Source organism: Polaribacter sejongensis, assembly GCF_038024065.1.
GTDB lineage: Bacteria > Bacteroidota > Bacteroidia > Flavobacteriales > Flavobacteriaceae > Polaribacter > Polaribacter sejongensis.
The window spans coordinates 1,907,926-1,924,253 of the sequence record NZ_CP150667.1; the positions used below are offsets into that span (position 1 = coordinate 1,907,926).

The window sequence follows — 16,328 nt, forward strand, 5'->3', positions numbered from 1 at the left end:
ATTATCCTTTATATTTTAGCCATTTATACAAATCTTTATAGGTAGCTTTTTTACCATACATTAAAATACCTACTCTATAAATTTTAGCTGCTAACCAAACCATAAATACAAATGTGACTAACAATAATGCCATAGAAATTACCAATTCATACCAAGAAACACCAAAAGGAACTCTCATTAACATTACAATAGGACTTGTAAACGGAATATGAGAAAACAATACGGCAATAGATCCGTGAGGATCATTTATAACGGTTGCAAAACCAACATAAACTCCTAAAATAAGAGGTAACATTATTGGCATCATAAATTGTTGTGTATCTGTTTCATTGTCTACAGCAGCACCAACAGCTGCAAATAAAGAACTATACAACATAAAACCACCTAGAAAGTAAAAAATAAATAACACAAACATTTTTAAAATTGGTAGTTTCAGAATTTCTTGTACAATCATCTGACCTTTATCTCCTGCTGTTGCTTGTTGTACAGCATCCATTTGTTCCGCAGGTATTCTTGCAGATTGTACTTCTACCATATCTACTCCAAAAACAGACTGAGCAACAAACAAAATAACAGATAGTATAATACCCCAAATTAAAAACTGCAGTAAACCGGCAGAGGCATTTCCTAAAATTTTACCCAACATTAGTTGGAATGGTTTTACAGACGAAACAATAATTTCTATAATTCTACTTGTCTTTTCCTCAATAACACTTCTCATTACAGAAGTACCATAAATCATTACAAACATCATTAATAAGTAACCAGCAATAGCCCCGACACCTATTTTTAACCCGTTTATTAATTTGGATGATTCTTCACCTGAAAAATTATACATTTTAATATCTGTATTAATTTTAGAAGCTTCTATTTTCTCTATATCAATACCAAAATTATTCAGTTTTAGATGCCTAATTTTAGTTTCTATTTTATTTTCCATAGAACTCATAACAGACATTCCCGGGGAGTCTGTAGAATAAAACTCTATCGATTTTGCCAACAATTCTAAACTATCTTGTTTCGGGATAATTAGTGCTCCGTAATAATCTCCCTCTTCAACCTTATTCTTTGTTTCTTCAATTCCTAAAGCAGTATAATCTGTATAATGAATGGTTTTAGAATCTTTAAAATCTTCTTTAGAAAACAACCCAGAATTATCTACATAAACGATTTCTTTAACTTTCTCATCATTTTTTTGCATCAGAAAATACACCAAAGCCCCCATACCAATCATTAATAACGGACTTAAAAAAGTCATCATTATAAAAGATTTGTTACGAACCTTTGCAATAAACTCTCTCTGTATAATTAGTTTTAACTTGCTCATTTTATTAATTGTTCTTATTTATTGCCTGAATAAAAATATCATTTGCACTTGGTATCAACTCTACAAAATGCTGCACTTCTCCCTTACTTGTTAAAAATGATAACAAATCGTTTGCAGTATTTCCTTCTGTTAATTTTATATTCATTGTTAAACTGTCATTCAATAATTTAAAGTTTGATGGAAAAACCTCAAAATTCTCTTTTAATTTCGCTTCCACTTCCTTAGGATGATCAGTATGCAAGCCTACTTGAAACGTATGCGTTCTAAACTGACGCTTAATATCGTCTAACTTACCGTCTAAAATTTTGTTCGATTTATCAATCAGAGCAATTTCATCGCACATTTCTTCTACAGATTCCATTCTGTGGGTAGAAAAAATAATGGTTGCACCTTCATCACGAAGCTGTAAAATTTCTTTCGCTATTAATTGTGCATTAATAGGATCGAAACCAGAAAAAGGTTCATCAAAAATTAATAATTTAGGATTGTGCATTACCGTAACAATAAACTGTACTTTTTGCGCCATTCCTTTAGAGAGCTCTTCAATTTTCTTATTCCACCAAGCAGAAATATCAAATTTATCAAACCAATATTTTAAACGTTTTTTTGCTTCAGCTTTACTCAATCCTTTTAATTGTGCTAAATACAAAGCTTGTTCTCCTACTTTCATAGATTTATACAAACCACGTTCTTCTGGTAAATAGCCAATTTGTGCTGTATGATGTGGTGCCAATACTTCTCCATCTAAAATAATAGATCCGCTATCCGGCATTGTTATTTGATTTATAATTCTAATTAAAGATGTTTTTCCCGCTCCATTTGGACCTAATAATCCAAAAACACATCCTTTAGGTATATGTAATGAAACATCATTTAATGCTCTAAAATCACCATAATTTTTTACAACATTATTAACTTCTAATAAATTTTTCATTGCCTCTTAATAATTTTTTTCTGAAAGTTCTCAGTAATCACAAACTTACATATTTTAAAAAGATTAGTATAAAAACTTGATAAAACGTTACAATATAATTTAAAAAGACTTCAATTAATAAAAACAAAAGGTCTCCTTTTAGATAATAATTATAAAAACGCAACTTAAGAAACACAAGTATGTGGTCTTAAAAACGCTAAATTATTTGTTAAAATTTACTATGCACGCATAACTTTTTGTAAATTTACTATGCGTGCATAATAAATTTTTATATATTTGACATAATGAATAAATTAAAATCAATAGATCATGAGCTCAGAGCAACTTGGCAAGCAGTCGCTAAAGTGTATAACGAGCAGGCCGTAAAACATGATAGTACAATGGCTACCGCATTTGTTTTATTAAATATAGACAAGCTAAACGGTACACCATCTACAGCTTTAGGCCCTTTAATGGGAATGGAGCCTACAAGTCTTTCTAGAATATTAAAAACGATGGAAGATAAAGGGGCTATTTCTAGAGAGAAAAACCCAGATGACGGTAGAAGTGTCATCATCAAATTAACTGAGTATGGCAAAGAAATGCGTAAAATATCTAAAGCGTATGTAATACAGTTTAATGAAACCGTAATGGAAAATGTTTCTGAAGAAGATTTAGCAGGATTTTTTAAAGTAACATCTACCATAAACAAACTAATTGCAGACAAAGATATTTACGAAAATGCCAACAAAAATAAAGCAGTATAACAAAATTGACTAAAGACTGAATGACCTGAGATAATTAGACTGAATACAAAAAGTCTTACATCTTATTTCTTTTTAAATCATACGTCAAATAATTTTAAAAACAAATGACTAGAAGAATTAAAAAAGTAGCAATCATTGGCTCTGGAATTATGGGAAGCGGAATTGCTTGTCATTTTGCAAACATTGGAGTTGAAGTTCTTTTATTGGACATTGTGCCAAGAGAATTAAACGACAAAGAGAAAGCTAAAGGACTAACCCTCGAAGACAAAGTTGTACGAAATCGTTTAGTAAATGATGCACTTACAGCTTCCCTTAAATCTAAACCATCTCCAATTTATAATCAAAAATTTGCAAATAGAATCACCACTGGTAATTTAGATGATGATATTGCAAAAGTTGCGGATGTAGATTGGATTATGGAAGTTGTGGTTGAAAGACTAGACATTAAAAAAATAGTTTTTGAAAAACTAGAGAAATACAGAAAGCCTGGTACTATCATTTCTTCTAACACTTCTGGTATTCCTATTCAGTTTATGAATGAAGGAAGAAGTGAAGATTTTCAGAAACATTTTGCAGTTACTCACTTTTTTAATCCTCCAAGATATTTAAAACTTTTTGAGGTTGTTCCTGGACCAGATTGTAAACAAGAGGTTACTGACTTCTTAATGATGTATGGAGAAAAATTTTTAGGTAAAACTTCTGTTTTAGCAAAAGATACTCCTGCTTTTATTGGAAATAGAATTGGAATTTTCGGAATTCAATCTTTATTTCATCAAGTAAAGGAATTAGGTTTAACAGTTGAAGAGGTAGATAAATTAACAGGACCGGTTATTGGTAGACCAAAATCTGCTACTTTTAGAACTGTGGATGTTGTTGGTTTAGATACGCTTGTACACGTTGCAAACGGAATCTATGAAAACTGTCCTGATGATGAAGCTCACGATTTATTTAAGCTTCCTAGTTTCATCAACCAAATGATGGAAAACAAATGGTTGGGAAGTAAAACTGGACAAGGTTTCTACAAAAAAACAGTAAATGCTGAAGGAAAAAAAGAAATTTTAACTTTAGACTTAGATACTTTAGAATATCGTTCTTCTAAAAGAGCAAAATTTGCAACTTTAGAACTTACGAAAACGATTGATAAGCCAATTGACAGATTTAAAGTATTGGTTGGTGGAAAAGATAAAGCTGGTGAATTCTATAGAAAGAACTTTGCAGCTATGTTTGCATACGTCCAAAATAGAATTCCAGAAATTTCTGATGAGCTTTATAAGATTGACGATGCAATGAAAGCTGGTTTTGGTTGGGAAAATGGTCCTTTCGAAATTTGGGATGCCGTTGGTGTAGAAAAAGGAATCGAATTAATGAAAGCCGAAGGTAAAGAACCTGCAACTTGGGTAACAGAAATGTTAGCCTCTGGTTCTAAATCTTTCTATTCAGTTAAAGAAGGTGCTACTTATTTTTATGATATTCCTTCTAAATCTCAAACTAAAAAACCGGGTCAAGATGGTTTTATTATTTTAGATAACATTAGAAAATCAAACGAAGTTTTTAAAAATTCGGGTGTTGTTATAGAAGATATTGGAGACGGAATTTTAAATATAGAATTCCAATCTAAAATGAATACGATTGGTGGTGATGTATTAACTGGTATTAATAAAGGAATAGATTTAGCAGAAAAAGATTTTCAAGGTTTGGTTGTTGGTAACCAAGCAGCAAACTTTTCTGTTGGGGCAAACATTGGTATGATTTTTATGATGGCTGTAGAGCAAGAATATGATGAATTAAATTATGCCATCAAACATTTTCAAGATACGATGATGCGTATGCGATATTCATCTATACCAACTATTTCTGCTCCTCATGGAATGGCTTTAGGTGGTGGTTGTGAAATCTCTTTACACGCAGATAAAGTTGTTGCAGCTGCAGAAACCTATATGGGATTAGTAGAATTTGGAGTTGGTGTAATTCCTGGTGGTGGTGGTTCTAAAGAAATGGCCTTAAGAGCATCAGATTCTTTTCAAAAAGGAGATGTTGAGTTAAACGTTTTACAAGAAAACTTCTTAACCATCGGTATGGCAAAAGTATCTACCTCTGCGTATGAAGCATTCGATTTAGGCTTACTTCAAAAAGGAAAAGATATTATTGTTGTAAATAAAGATAGACAAATAGCAACTGCAAAAGCACACGCTAAATTAATGGCAGAGAGTGGTTATACACAACCTGTAAAGCGAAATGACGTTAAGGTTTTAGGTAAACAAGCTTTGGGTATGTTTTTAGTAGGAACGGATTCTATGGAACATTCTAAATATATTTCTGAACACGACATGAAAATAGCTAATAAACTGGCCTATGTTATGGCAGGAGGAGATTTATCTGAACCAACTTTGGTTACAGAACAGTATCTATTAGATTTAGAGAGAGAAGCATTTTTATCACTTTGTACGGAACGCAAAACGTTAGAGAGAATTCAAGCGATGTTAAAAACAGGTAAACCATTAAGAAATTAGATTATTAGAGCGTTAGATTTCTCGATTGTTAGAAATCTAAATATCTGAAAATCCAATAATCTAAAAATCAAGAAAAAATGAAAACAGCATATATAGTAAAAGCATATAGAACAGCAGTTGCAAAAGCTCCAAAAGGTGTTTTTCGCTTTAAACGAGCAGACGAATTAGGTGCCGAAACCATTCAGCACATGATGAAAGAATTACCAAATTTAGACGTAAAGCGCATCGATGATGTTATGGTTGGTAATGCAATGCCAGAAGGAGCACAAGGATTAAACATGGCACGATTTATTTCTTTAATAGGATTAAATTCTGTGGATGTTCCTGGTGTTACTGTAAACAGATTTTGTTCTTCAGGATTAGAAACCATTGCAATGGCTGCTGCTAAAATTAGTGCAGGAATGGCTGATTGTATTATTGCCGGTGGAGCAGAAAGTATGAGTTCTGTACCAATGACAGGTTTTAAACCAGAATTAAATTACGATACGATAAAATCTGGTCATGCAGATTATTATTGGGGAATGGGAAATACTGCTGAAGCAGTTGCAAATCAGTTTAAGGTTTCTAGAGAAGACCAAGATGAATTTGCTTTCAATTCTCACATGAAAGCTTTAAAAGCACAAGCAGAAAACCGTTTTCAAGATCAAATTGTTCCTATTGAAGTAGAACAAACCTATTTAGATGCAAACGGAAAGAAAGCAACAAAAAAATATACCGTAAATAAAGATGAAGGTCCAAGAGCAGGAACCTCAACAGCTATTTTAAATAAATTACGTCCGGTTTTTGCGGCTGGCGGAAGTGTAACTGCTGGTAACTCATCTCAAATGAGTGATGGTGCTGCTTTTGTGATGGTAATGAGCGAAGAAATGGTGAAAGAATTAAATCTAGAACCAATTGCAAGAGTAGTAAATTATGCTGCTGCTGGTGTAGAACCTAGAATTATGGGAATTGGTCCTGTTGCTGCAATACCTAAAGTTTTAAAACAAGCAGGTTTACAACAAAACGATATCGAGCTAATTGAATTGAATGAAGCATTTGCTTCTCAGTCTTTAGCAGTAATGCGTGAGTTAGATTTAAACCAAGACATTGTAAATGTAAATGGTGGAGCCATTGCATTAGGACATCCGTTAGGTTGTACAGGCGCAAAATTATCTGTACAATTATTTGATGAAATGCGTAAACGCGATATGAAAAACAAATACGGAATGGTAACTATGTGTGTTGGTACCGGACAAGGTGCTGCGGGTGTTTTTGAATTTCTTTCATAACTAAAAAAGCACATATACATTTTTCTGAAAAGAAAAATAAGAAAAGAATAAAGTTCTTGAAAAACAAAATAATTAACTAAAACCCTACTAACCCTTGGTAGGTTTCCCATCTGGGAACAAGGGGCTAACTATGGCAGATTTATTAAGAGGTGGACAATTCCTTGTTAAGGAAACAAACTGTGAAGATATATTTACTCCAGAAGATTTTTCTGAAGAGCAACAAATGATGAAAGAGGCTGTTACTGAATTTAACGACAGAGAAATCATTCCTCATAAAGCACGTTTTGAAGCAAAAGATTATGCACTTACAGAAGAAGTAATGCGTAAAGCAGGTGAATTAGGTTTTTTAGGAGTAGCAGTTCCTGAAGCTTATGAAGGATTAGGAATGGGATTTGTTTCTACCGTTTTAACGTGTGATTATATTTCATCAGGAACAGGTTCTTTCAGTACCGCTTTTGGTGCACATACAGGTATTGGTACCATGCCAATTACTTTATATGGAACAGAAGAACAAAAGAAAAAATATGTGCCAAAATTAGCTACTGGTGAGTGGTTTGGTGCTTATTGTTTAACTGAACCAGGTGCTGGATCTGATGCAAATTCTGGTAAAACTACCGCTGAATTATCTGCTGATGGAAAATCATACAAAATTAACGGTCAAAAAATGTGGATTTCTAACGCAGGTTTTTGTCGTTTAATGATCGTTTTTGCGCGTATAGAAGGTGATAAAAACATAACAGGTTTTATTGTTGAGTTTGACAAAGAAAATCCGAATGGAATTACATTAGGAGAAGAAGAACATAAATTAGGAATTAGAGCTTCATCTACAAGACAAGTATTTTTTAATGATACTGTAGTTCCTGTAGAAAATATGTTAGCAGGTCGTGGGGAAGGTTTTAAAATTGCTATGAACGCTTTAAATGTTGGGCGAATTAAATTAGCCGCTGCTTGTTTAGATTCTCAAAGAAGAATTGTTACACATGCTGTAAAATATGCAAATGAGCGTAAACAATTTAAAACTCCTATTTCAGATTTTGGAGCCATTAAAGTAAAATTAGCAGAAATGGCTACCAATTCTTATGTTGGTGAATCTGCAACTTATAGAGCTTCTAAAGATATTGAAGACAGAATTGCATTAAGAGTTGAAGCAGGAAACACGCATCAAGAGGCAGAATTAAAAGGTGTTGAAGAATATGCTATTGAATGTTCTATTTTAAAAGTGGCTGTTTCTGAAGATGTACAAAATTGTGCGGACGAAGGAATTCAGATTTTTGGAGGAATGGGATTCTCTGAAGAAACTCCGATGGAATCTGCCTGGAGAGATGCAAGAATTGCTCGTATTTACGAAGGAACTAACGAAATTAACAGAATGCTTTCTGTAGGAATGTTAATTAAAAAAGCGATGAAAGGTCATGTTGACTTATTAGGCCCTGCAACAGAAGTTGCAGATAGCTTAATGGGAATTCCTTCTTTTGAAACTCCTGATTTTTCTGAATTATTTTCTGAAGAAAAACTAATGATTTCTAAATTAAAGAAAACATTTTTAATGGTTGCAGGTGCAGCACTTCAAAAATATGGTCCAGAAATAGAAGAACATCAGCAATTATTACTTGCAGCATCAGATATTTTAATTGAAATATACATGGCTGAATCTGCTATTTTAAGAACAGAAAAAAATGTAAAACGCACTAGCAAAGAAGCACAGTCTGTTCAAATTGCAATGTCTAAATTATATTTATATCATGCAGTAGATATTATTGAAGAAAAAGGGAAAGAAAGTATTATTTCTTTTGCCGAAGGAGATGAACAACGTATGATGTTAATGGGATTAAAACGTTTTACGAAGTACCAAAACTACCCAGATATTGTAGATTTACGTAACGAAATCGCAGAAAAAGTAAAAGCAGAAAATAAATACTGTTTCTAAAAACTCTTGATGTCAAATTGAGTTTGTCGAAGTTTTCAAATTCTTGTTCAAACTCAACTGACTATCAGAATATAATAAAAAATTAATCTTAGTTTTAGATTAAAAATTAGTTGTTTGTTGTAAAAACCATCATTTTTAATGATGGTTTTTTTTATACCCTAAACATTCATAGAATAATTAAAATTATATTAATTTTGAAGTACTTTAGTATTTATAAAACATAATTAATAATGAAAAATAAAATATTTTTTTCTCTTTTTACAGCATTCATCTTTTTAGGATGTAAAACTCAGATCACTACCATTAAACAACAAACTATAAATAATACTCCTACTAAAGAGCATACCATACAATCTTTATTATGGGTTCAAAATGCTGCAGAATACAAAGCGTTAACTTACCAAGCTTATAATTTGGCACAACTTAGATTAGATCAAATTCTTGCCAATAATGATTCTGAAAAGCCAATAGCTATTGTTACAGATATAGACGAAACTCTTTTAGACAACAGTCCGTATTCTGGTAAACAAATTGAGTTAGATGAAAACTATACATCAGATAGATGGGCAGAATGGGTAGCAGAGAAAAAAGCAGATGCAATACCAGGAGCACTTGCTTTTTTTAAATACGCTGAAAGTAAAAATGTAACTGTATTTTATATTTCTAATAGATCAGCAACACAAACAAAAGAAACCATCGAGAACTTGCAATTAAAAGGTTTTCCTTTTGCTGATGAAACTCATGTACTTTTAAAAACAAAAAGTAGCGAAAAAGGGTCTAGAAGAAGTGTTGTGAACAAAACACATGAAATAGTATTACTTCTTGGTGATAATTTGTCTGACTTTTCATCAATATTCGAAAATAGCACTACTGATAAGAGAAATAAAAACGCTGATAGTTTACATACTTCTTTTGGTCATAAATATATTGTTTTACCAAACCCAATGTATGGAGATTGGGAAACAAAAGGTATTTATGAAGGAAACTATAATTGGACAAACGCTCAAAAAGATTCTATTCGTCATAAAAAAACCACTTCTTATTAAATTGATTTTTTAATCAATCATATAAAAAGTGATTTAAGAACCCCCGTTTTAAAACATTAATCAGATACAGAATACCTATTAAACAAACTTCTTTGTATTGCTTTTTTAGCATCACTTAGAAGTTTTTCTATTTCTGGAATTGACTTTTTCTGTATTTCTGCAATTTCCTCTATTTTTAATTTTTGATTTGTAAATAAATAGAAAACAATACGCATCGCAGCAGGCATATTATGCAACACTAATTCTATATGTGCATTCACTTTATCTTCGCCTAATTGCGTATCTAACTTTTCTATCAATTCTTTCTCATCATCTTCTACAAATACATGGTCTAAGCTATATTCGTTATCCGTATAAGTAACATCATCTATTTCTTCTAACAGCAATAAGTCTCCCTCTCCGTCTATGCTAAATTCTTCTTGCATTTCATCCCAATCTGGTTTAGAATAATCATCAATATTTCTGAAAAACAATTCATTAAACTCTTCCTCAACAATAACGTCTTCTAATAAATCATTCGTTTTTTTATACAACCATAAATAGAAATCACCTTCACTTTCTACTTCATCAATAGTATCGTAAATAGTAATAAAAAGTTGATCTATAATATCATCTGCTTTATATTTCTTCTTAGAAAAGTGACCTTTTTTTATCGCTGTATTCAATCTTTGATTTACATACTTTCTAATTTCAGGTAAAATTTTTAAAACCAACTGATTAAAATCGATTTGTTTTTCTTCCTTTTTTAATTTTACTAAACTTGAAAATGATTTCGTTACAAACAGACGAAATTCGGTTTTGGTTTCGAAATAAGAAATGCTCGTTTTCATAATAAAATACTTTAAAGATATCTCTAAAGGTGCGAAAGAAAACCTGGTAATAAAATGATAAAAATCAGTTAACTATCAACTTTAACAATTAAAAAAAACTATTTTAGAGAGCGCTAAATTTGTTCTAATTAAATGAAATTAAATTTTTAAAAACGCTCTTTATAATTTAATAAACTTTTATTGCATTACAATCCATTTAATATCAGTACTTTTGCACGCAATTTGAAAACACACGAATGAAACGTATTAAAGAATATAAAAAACTTTTTAAAGTAGAAGGTCCTATAGATTTAAAAGATTTAAAGAAAGCTTATAGAGGTTTAGTAAAGGAATGGCATCCAGATAAATTTACTGATGACGCTAAAAAGGAGGAAGCAGATCTTATGAGTACTCAAATTATAGATGGGTATCATTTCTTAGTAAGTATAGCTCCAGAAACTAAAGCAGCTAATTTAGATGCTTATAAAACAACTATTACAGAGTTTCAAGTTGCAGACTGGCATCACAAAAGTATGTTATTAGAAGTAACTTTTACAGATGGTAATAAATACGAATACTTTGGTGTTAGTAAAATACTTTTTGGAAAATTTGTAAATGCGAAATCAATGAACAACTTTGGTAAAAGAAATATTTTCAACTCTTTTACTTACAGAAAATCTATGAAAGCTTCTGTAACTGTTTAAAGACTTTTATTATAAAAACAAAAAAAGAGATTGCTATTTGCAATCTCTTTTTTTTTGTAATACAGATAAAACTTACTTCTGATTTAAAACTAAGTTAAAATTAATATTTATCATTTCTGAAACTACAATTAAACCTAACATTTTCTTTGGTGGTTTAATATTAAAATCTTCTATATTTAGATCTAAATTACCTCTAACTAAAAACGCATCATTCTCTTCTATTGTTACCGGAACTTTGTACATTTTAGAAACCCCAGCAATTGTCATTTCTACAGAAGCCTCAGTAAACGTTTCTTTTTCTACAAGTTCTTTTAAATTTAGTAAAATTTGAGGAAACTCATCTGATTTCAATAACTTAGAAAAATCTTTATTCATTACTTTATTTCCACAATCAAAACCAGAGTTTTGCAACTCTAAAATTGCCTTTTTAAAATAAATCTTATCACCTACTTTTTTAAAAGTTAATGGAATTTTTTTATCAACTTCATAAAAATTAAAATCACAATTAAACTTATTTACATTCGTAAAACCTAAAATCTCTAATTCACTTTCAGGTTCTACTTCAATAATTGTACTGTTATTAAATACATTTATTGTAGTAAAAGAAAATAAGATTAATGAAATTAAAATTAAAGGAATATAATTTTTCATAGTTTTATTCTTTCTGTTTATGCTAACTTCTTTAAATAAACAAACCCCCTATTTTTTAAAAAATTATAAGAGGTTTGTTAAATTATTAATACAAATATTTACGATGTAGTATCCTTAAAAACTAATTGCTGCTTCTAAAATTACTCCATTAAATTTACCTTGTTCTAAAGTACTTGTTGCTCCAAAGCCTTCATATTTTTGATTAACATACTCCATTTTCATTAAAATATTGTTTGTCATATACCAACCAGCAACTAATTGAGATCTTTTAATTTCAATATCTCCATGTGTCATATCTTCTGCATCTACCATATTATAACGACCACCAATATACAAGTTTTCATTTTTACCAAATCTATAAATAAGCTCTCCAGCAAGCTGATTTGCAGTTCTGTCTTCTAATTCTGCTGTTGCTTTACCTGTAGCAGTTTCTACTGTTCCAAAAAACTCTAATCCTTTATACTTAATAAATGGGTTGAACATAATTGCAGAAATACTATTTTTTAAATTAGGATTATATCTACCAGATCTAAAGTCATCTGAAGCAGCATCTGCAGCAATCATTACACCATAATATCTAGAACCTGCTCTATCTGCAGCATATAAGTAAGAATTTGGTACATAACCTGTGTTATACATAGATCCTGTAATTCTTATTCTTAAATCATTATTAATTTGTTTGTCGTATCCTAATTTAGCTAAAAAAGAAGCTCCTCCTGAACGACCTTCTTCATAGGTTCCATCTGCTAATGTTTCTTCTGTTTTCTCTACAGACTGATTTAATTTACCATTGGTAACACCTACCATTCCAATAAAACCATTCTTTCTAACAAGAACCTCTGCTCCTACTTCTGTTGTATAAGAATCCATTATTAAATTACCTACAAAAGGGTTGTGCAAAGATTGTGCGTTATCTGTTCTTCTAAAGTGAGCATCACCATAATTATTTTCCATATGACCTACTTTTATCGTAGTATATTTCATAAAATCTTCCATGAAACCTTCTTTAATGAAATCTAATTTATTTACTTGTAAATAACCACCTTTTACATATGTTTCATGATGATGACGAGAAGACAAGAAAGTACGTAAATGCATACTAACACCATCATATAAAGCAACATCTATGTCTAAATTTGCAGTTGCTAAATTAAAATTAGCTCCAATTGGTTGTAATCTTACACTTCCAGAGTTTTCATGACTTATTCCTTGGTATTGTAGTGCAAAAGACCCGCCTAATCTTACTTTAAGTCCATCAAAATTAGAATCTAATGTTTTTGGTGCCTCAAATACATTAACCCCTCTTTTATCTGTGTATCTATAATTATCTAAATCTCTCTTACTCTGAGCTGAAACCCCTATACTTCCTAAAATTAAAGCTGCTACTAACGTTTTTTGAAAAATTTTTCTCATTGCTTTTGAATTTGAATTGAATTGAATTGAATTGAATTTGAATTATTTTAAAATTGTATTGAATTTGATTGTTACCTCATCACCTGTTTTAATAGTACCTAGTAATGCTGTAGGAGGAGAAACTTTGTAGTCCGTCATTTTTAGTGATTTTTCTCCAACAAGTTTTACCGTTCCTTCATTAATATTTAAATTAAAATCTAATGAAATTCTTTTAGTAACTCCTGCTATCTTTAAATCTCCCTTTGTTTTTACCTTGAAATTCCCATCTTTTAAATCTGTAATTTCTTCTGTACTTACAAGTTGAAATTCAATCGTTTTATAATTTTTGGTATCTAAAGCTTTATAAGTGTTTTTATCCATTCCATTTTTTCCACTCTTTAAACTTTCTACTTCAACTGTAAAATTTAGTTTTTTAATTTGAAGTTCATTTGCAGTTTCTAAAGAGATAACTCCAGATTGGTTTTCTGTTTCAATTTCCCAATCATGAATATTTGAAGTCCCATAAACTAATAATGAAGAATTTTGAGTATTTACTGAAAACTCTTGAGCATTAAGCTTAATTGATGTACATAAAAACATAGCAAACATTCCTAAAATCACTACGTTTAATCTTTTCTGATAAATCATATTTCTATCGTTTTTTAATTATGATGCAAACATAAATTATTAAGGAAATTCTATATATGAGGAATATCATCCTTGTAAAAAACAAAAGAGAGGCTACATAAATGTAGCCTCTCTTTTTAAAAAAATGTATTTCGTATTGTAATTCTTCTCTATTCTAGAGCACCTAAATAACGCTCTGCATCTAAAGCTGCCATGCAACCTGTACCTGCGGCAGTTACTGCTTGTCTGTATTCTTTATCTTGAATATCTCCAGCAGCAAAGACTCCTGGTAAATTTGTTTTTGTAGATTTCCCTTTGGTAATTAAATACCCAGTTTCATCCATATCTAAAACACCTTTAAATAAATCTGAATTAGGTTTATGACCAATTGCAATAAAAACTCCAGTAACTGCAATATCCGTAGTTTCCTTTGTTTGATTGTTAATTGCTCTTACACCTTCTACAACATTAGATCCTAAAACCTCATCTATTTCTGTGTTGTATAAAACTTCAATATTTTTAGTTTTATTAACTCTATGTTGCATCGCTTTAGAAGCTCTCATAAAATCTTTACGTACTAAAATAGTAACCTTACTACAAATATTAGATAAATATGTAGCCTCTTCTGCTGCAGTATCTCCTGCACCAACAACAACTACATCTTGTCCTTTATAGAAAAAACCATCACAAGTAGCACAAGCCGAAACTCCACCACCAATTAAACGCTGCTCACTCTCTATACCTAAATATTTTGCAGTAGCTCCAGTAGAAATAATGATAGTTTCTGCTTCAATATGTTTAGACTCGTCCACAATAACTTTATGAATTCCGCCCTCTTTATCACTTAATTCTACACTAGTTACCAAACCAAAACGAACTTCTGTACCAAAACGTTCTGCTTGTTTTTGTAAATCTGTCATCATTGCAGTACCATCTGTACCTTCTGGATATCCCGGAAAATTATCAACTTCGGTTGTAGTTGTCAATTGTCCTCCCATTTGCATTCCTGTATACATTACAGGTTTCATGTCTGCTCTAGCTGCATATATTGCTGCGGTATAACCGGCAGGACCAGAACCAATAATTAAACATTTTATTTTTTCTATTGTATCTGACATTTTAAATTTATTTGATTATGGATAACAAAAATATTCTTTTTTATTCCTTTATAGCACGATTGTTTATAAGTTTTAACAATGGAAAAATAAGTTTATAAAATTAAAATATTATTCTGGAAGTAACTTAATAATCCCTAAATTTTCTACACCAACATATATAAAACCATCTAAACCTTGTACAATAGAGCGAACTCTACCTATATCTTTTAGCATTTTAACTTCTTTAAAAACTTTATCTCCTTTCAAAATACATCTTGTTAAATACTGAAACTTTAAAGACCCAATTAATAAATTACCGTTCCATTTACCATATTTTTCACTGTTGATAAAAGCCATACCACTTGGAGCAATAGAAGGTGTCCAATAATAAATAGGGTTTTCCATATTCGGCAAAGAAGTATTGTCAGTAAACTTAGTACCACTATAATTAACACCATAGCTTACTTTTGGCCAACCGTAATTCTTACCAATTTTAATAATATTTATTTCATCTCCTCCTTTTGGACCATGTTCGTGAGACCAAATTTCTTTTGTTTCTGGATTCACTTCCATCCCTTGTGGGTTTCTATGTCCATAACTATAAATTGCTTTTTTTGCATTATTAACATTTACAAAAGGATTGTCTTTAGGGATAGTTCCATCATCATTTAACCGATATATTTTTCCGCCATCTTTTGTAATATCTTGCGGATATTCATCTCTATTACCTCTATCTCCTACACTAAAATAAACATGGTTTTCCTCATCAAAAGTTATTCTAGAACCAAAATGCTGTCCTCTAGTAGAATTAGGACTTGCTTTGTATAAGACCTGTTTATCTATTAATTGGTTGTTTTTTAATTTTGCTCTTATTAAACTAGTATTACCTCCACTTCCTTTTCCTTCGGATGATGCGTAGGTAAAATAAATCCAATTATTATTTGGATAATTAGGATGCAGTTCAATATCTAAAAATCCCCCCTGACCTCTCAGGTAAATTTCTGGAACACCTTTTACTTCTGTTTTTACTCCATCTTTAAAATGAATTAACTTTCCTTCTTTTTCTGTAATTAACATAGCGTTATCAGGTAAAAAAGTAAAACCCCACGGATTTGTTAAATCAGGCACAATTAACTCATACTCTTTACTTTGAGAAAACCCAAATACAATAAAACTAAAATAGACGAAAAATATTAAAATAGATTGTTTCATTTTTTTGAAAATAAAATTAAATTTTCATTAAATATATAAATATTATTCTATATTTGCACTCGCAAATTGATGTATCAA

General features: G+C 30.9%; 14 protein-coding genes. 6 read left to right on the plus strand and 8 right to left on the minus strand.

The features are described 5' to 3' along the window. Nucleotide 1: 1 nt before the first annotated feature. Nucleotides 2–1,327 (minus strand): ABC transporter permease, encoded by a 1,326-nt coding sequence (locus WHD08_RS07925; protein WP_208888611.1) that lies wholly within the window; start codon nucleotides 1,325–1,327, stop codon nucleotides 2–4. Between the two features lie 4 nt (nucleotides 1,328–1,331). Then, entirely contained in the window at nucleotides 1,332–2,261 is a 930-nt protein-coding gene (locus WHD08_RS07930; RefSeq protein WP_166385339.1) for an ABC transporter ATP-binding protein, read from the minus strand. Between the two features lie 284 nt (nucleotides 2,262–2,545). Between WHD08_RS07930 and WHD08_RS07935 the strand changes: the two genes are divergently transcribed. The 5 genes from WHD08_RS07935 to WHD08_RS07955 all read left to right on the plus strand — a co-directional run bounded on the left by WHD08_RS07935 (nucleotide 2,546) and on the right by WHD08_RS07955 (nucleotide 9,758). Beyond that, nucleotides 2,546–3,007: a MarR family winged helix-turn-helix transcriptional regulator gene (locus WHD08_RS07935; RefSeq protein ID WP_208888610.1), complete on the plus strand. Its 462-nt coding sequence runs from the start codon at nucleotides 2,546–2,548 to the stop codon at nucleotides 3,005–3,007. Between the two features lie 104 nt (nucleotides 3,008–3,111). After that, a complete protein-coding gene (locus WHD08_RS07940) occupies nucleotides 3,112–5,517 on the plus strand; it encodes a 3-hydroxyacyl-CoA dehydrogenase/enoyl-CoA hydratase family protein (RefSeq protein ID WP_208888609.1) in 2,406 nt (801 codons plus the stop codon). A 77-nt stretch (nucleotides 5,518–5,594) separates the two neighbouring features. Then, nucleotides 5,595–6,785, plus strand: a complete 1,191-nt coding sequence (locus tag WHD08_RS07945; RefSeq protein ID WP_208888608.1) for an acetyl-CoA C-acyltransferase — start codon at nucleotides 5,595–5,597, stop codon at nucleotides 6,783–6,785. Nucleotides 6,786–6,915: 130 nt separating this feature from the next. Continuing rightward, a complete protein-coding gene (locus tag WHD08_RS07950) occupies nucleotides 6,916–8,712 on the plus strand; it encodes an acyl-CoA dehydrogenase family protein (protein ID WP_208888607.1) in 1,797 nt (598 codons plus the stop codon). 230 nt (nucleotides 8,713–8,942) lie between these two features. Continuing rightward, nucleotides 8,943–9,758, plus strand: a complete 816-nt coding sequence (locus WHD08_RS07955; RefSeq protein ID WP_208888606.1) for a 5'-nucleotidase, lipoprotein e(P4) family — start codon at nucleotides 8,943–8,945, stop codon at nucleotides 9,756–9,758. A 56-nt stretch (nucleotides 9,759–9,814) separates the two neighbouring features. Here the strand turns inward: WHD08_RS07955 and WHD08_RS07960 are convergent, their stop codons facing one another. After that, entirely contained in the window at nucleotides 9,815–10,588 is a 774-nt protein-coding gene (locus WHD08_RS07960; RefSeq protein ID WP_208888605.1) for an RNA polymerase sigma factor, read from the minus strand. 236 nt (nucleotides 10,589–10,824) lie between these two features. Between WHD08_RS07960 and WHD08_RS07965 the strand changes: the two genes are divergently transcribed. Further along, nucleotides 10,825–11,271: a KTSC domain-containing protein gene (locus WHD08_RS07965; protein ID WP_165732937.1), complete on the plus strand. Its 447-nt coding sequence runs from the start codon at nucleotides 10,825–10,827 to the stop codon at nucleotides 11,269–11,271. A 72-nt stretch (nucleotides 11,272–11,343) separates the two neighbouring features. Here the strand turns inward: WHD08_RS07965 and WHD08_RS07970 are convergent, their stop codons facing one another. From WHD08_RS07970 to WHD08_RS07990, 5 genes are all read right to left on the minus strand, one after another. Further along, nucleotides 11,344–11,922 carry a YceI family protein gene (locus tag WHD08_RS07970; RefSeq protein ID WP_208888604.1) on the minus strand — a complete coding sequence of 193 codons (579 nt, stop codon included), beginning with the start codon at nucleotides 11,920–11,922 and terminating at the stop codon, nucleotides 11,344–11,346. Nucleotides 11,923–12,036: 114 nt separating this feature from the next. Further along, complete coding sequence (locus WHD08_RS07975) at nucleotides 12,037–13,335, minus strand: hypothetical protein (protein ID WP_208888603.1); 1,299 nt, start codon at nucleotides 13,333–13,335, stop codon at nucleotides 12,037–12,039. Nucleotides 13,336–13,377: 42 nt separating this feature from the next. Then, complete coding sequence (locus tag WHD08_RS07980; protein ID WP_244183218.1) at nucleotides 13,378–13,962, minus strand: YceI family protein; 585 nt, start codon at nucleotides 13,960–13,962, stop codon at nucleotides 13,378–13,380. Between the two features lie 149 nt (nucleotides 13,963–14,111). Next, the gene (gene trxB / locus WHD08_RS07985; protein WP_165732940.1) at nucleotides 14,112–15,059 is read right to left on the minus strand and encodes a thioredoxin-disulfide reductase; all 948 of its coding nucleotides are present in this window, start codon (nucleotides 15,057–15,059) and stop codon (nucleotides 14,112–14,114) included. 108 nt (nucleotides 15,060–15,167) lie between these two features. After that, nucleotides 15,168–16,250 (minus strand): PQQ-dependent sugar dehydrogenase, encoded by a 1,083-nt coding sequence (locus tag WHD08_RS07990; RefSeq protein WP_208888602.1) that lies wholly within the window; start codon nucleotides 16,248–16,250, stop codon nucleotides 15,168–15,170. Nucleotides 16,251–16,328 lie beyond the last annotated feature (78 nt).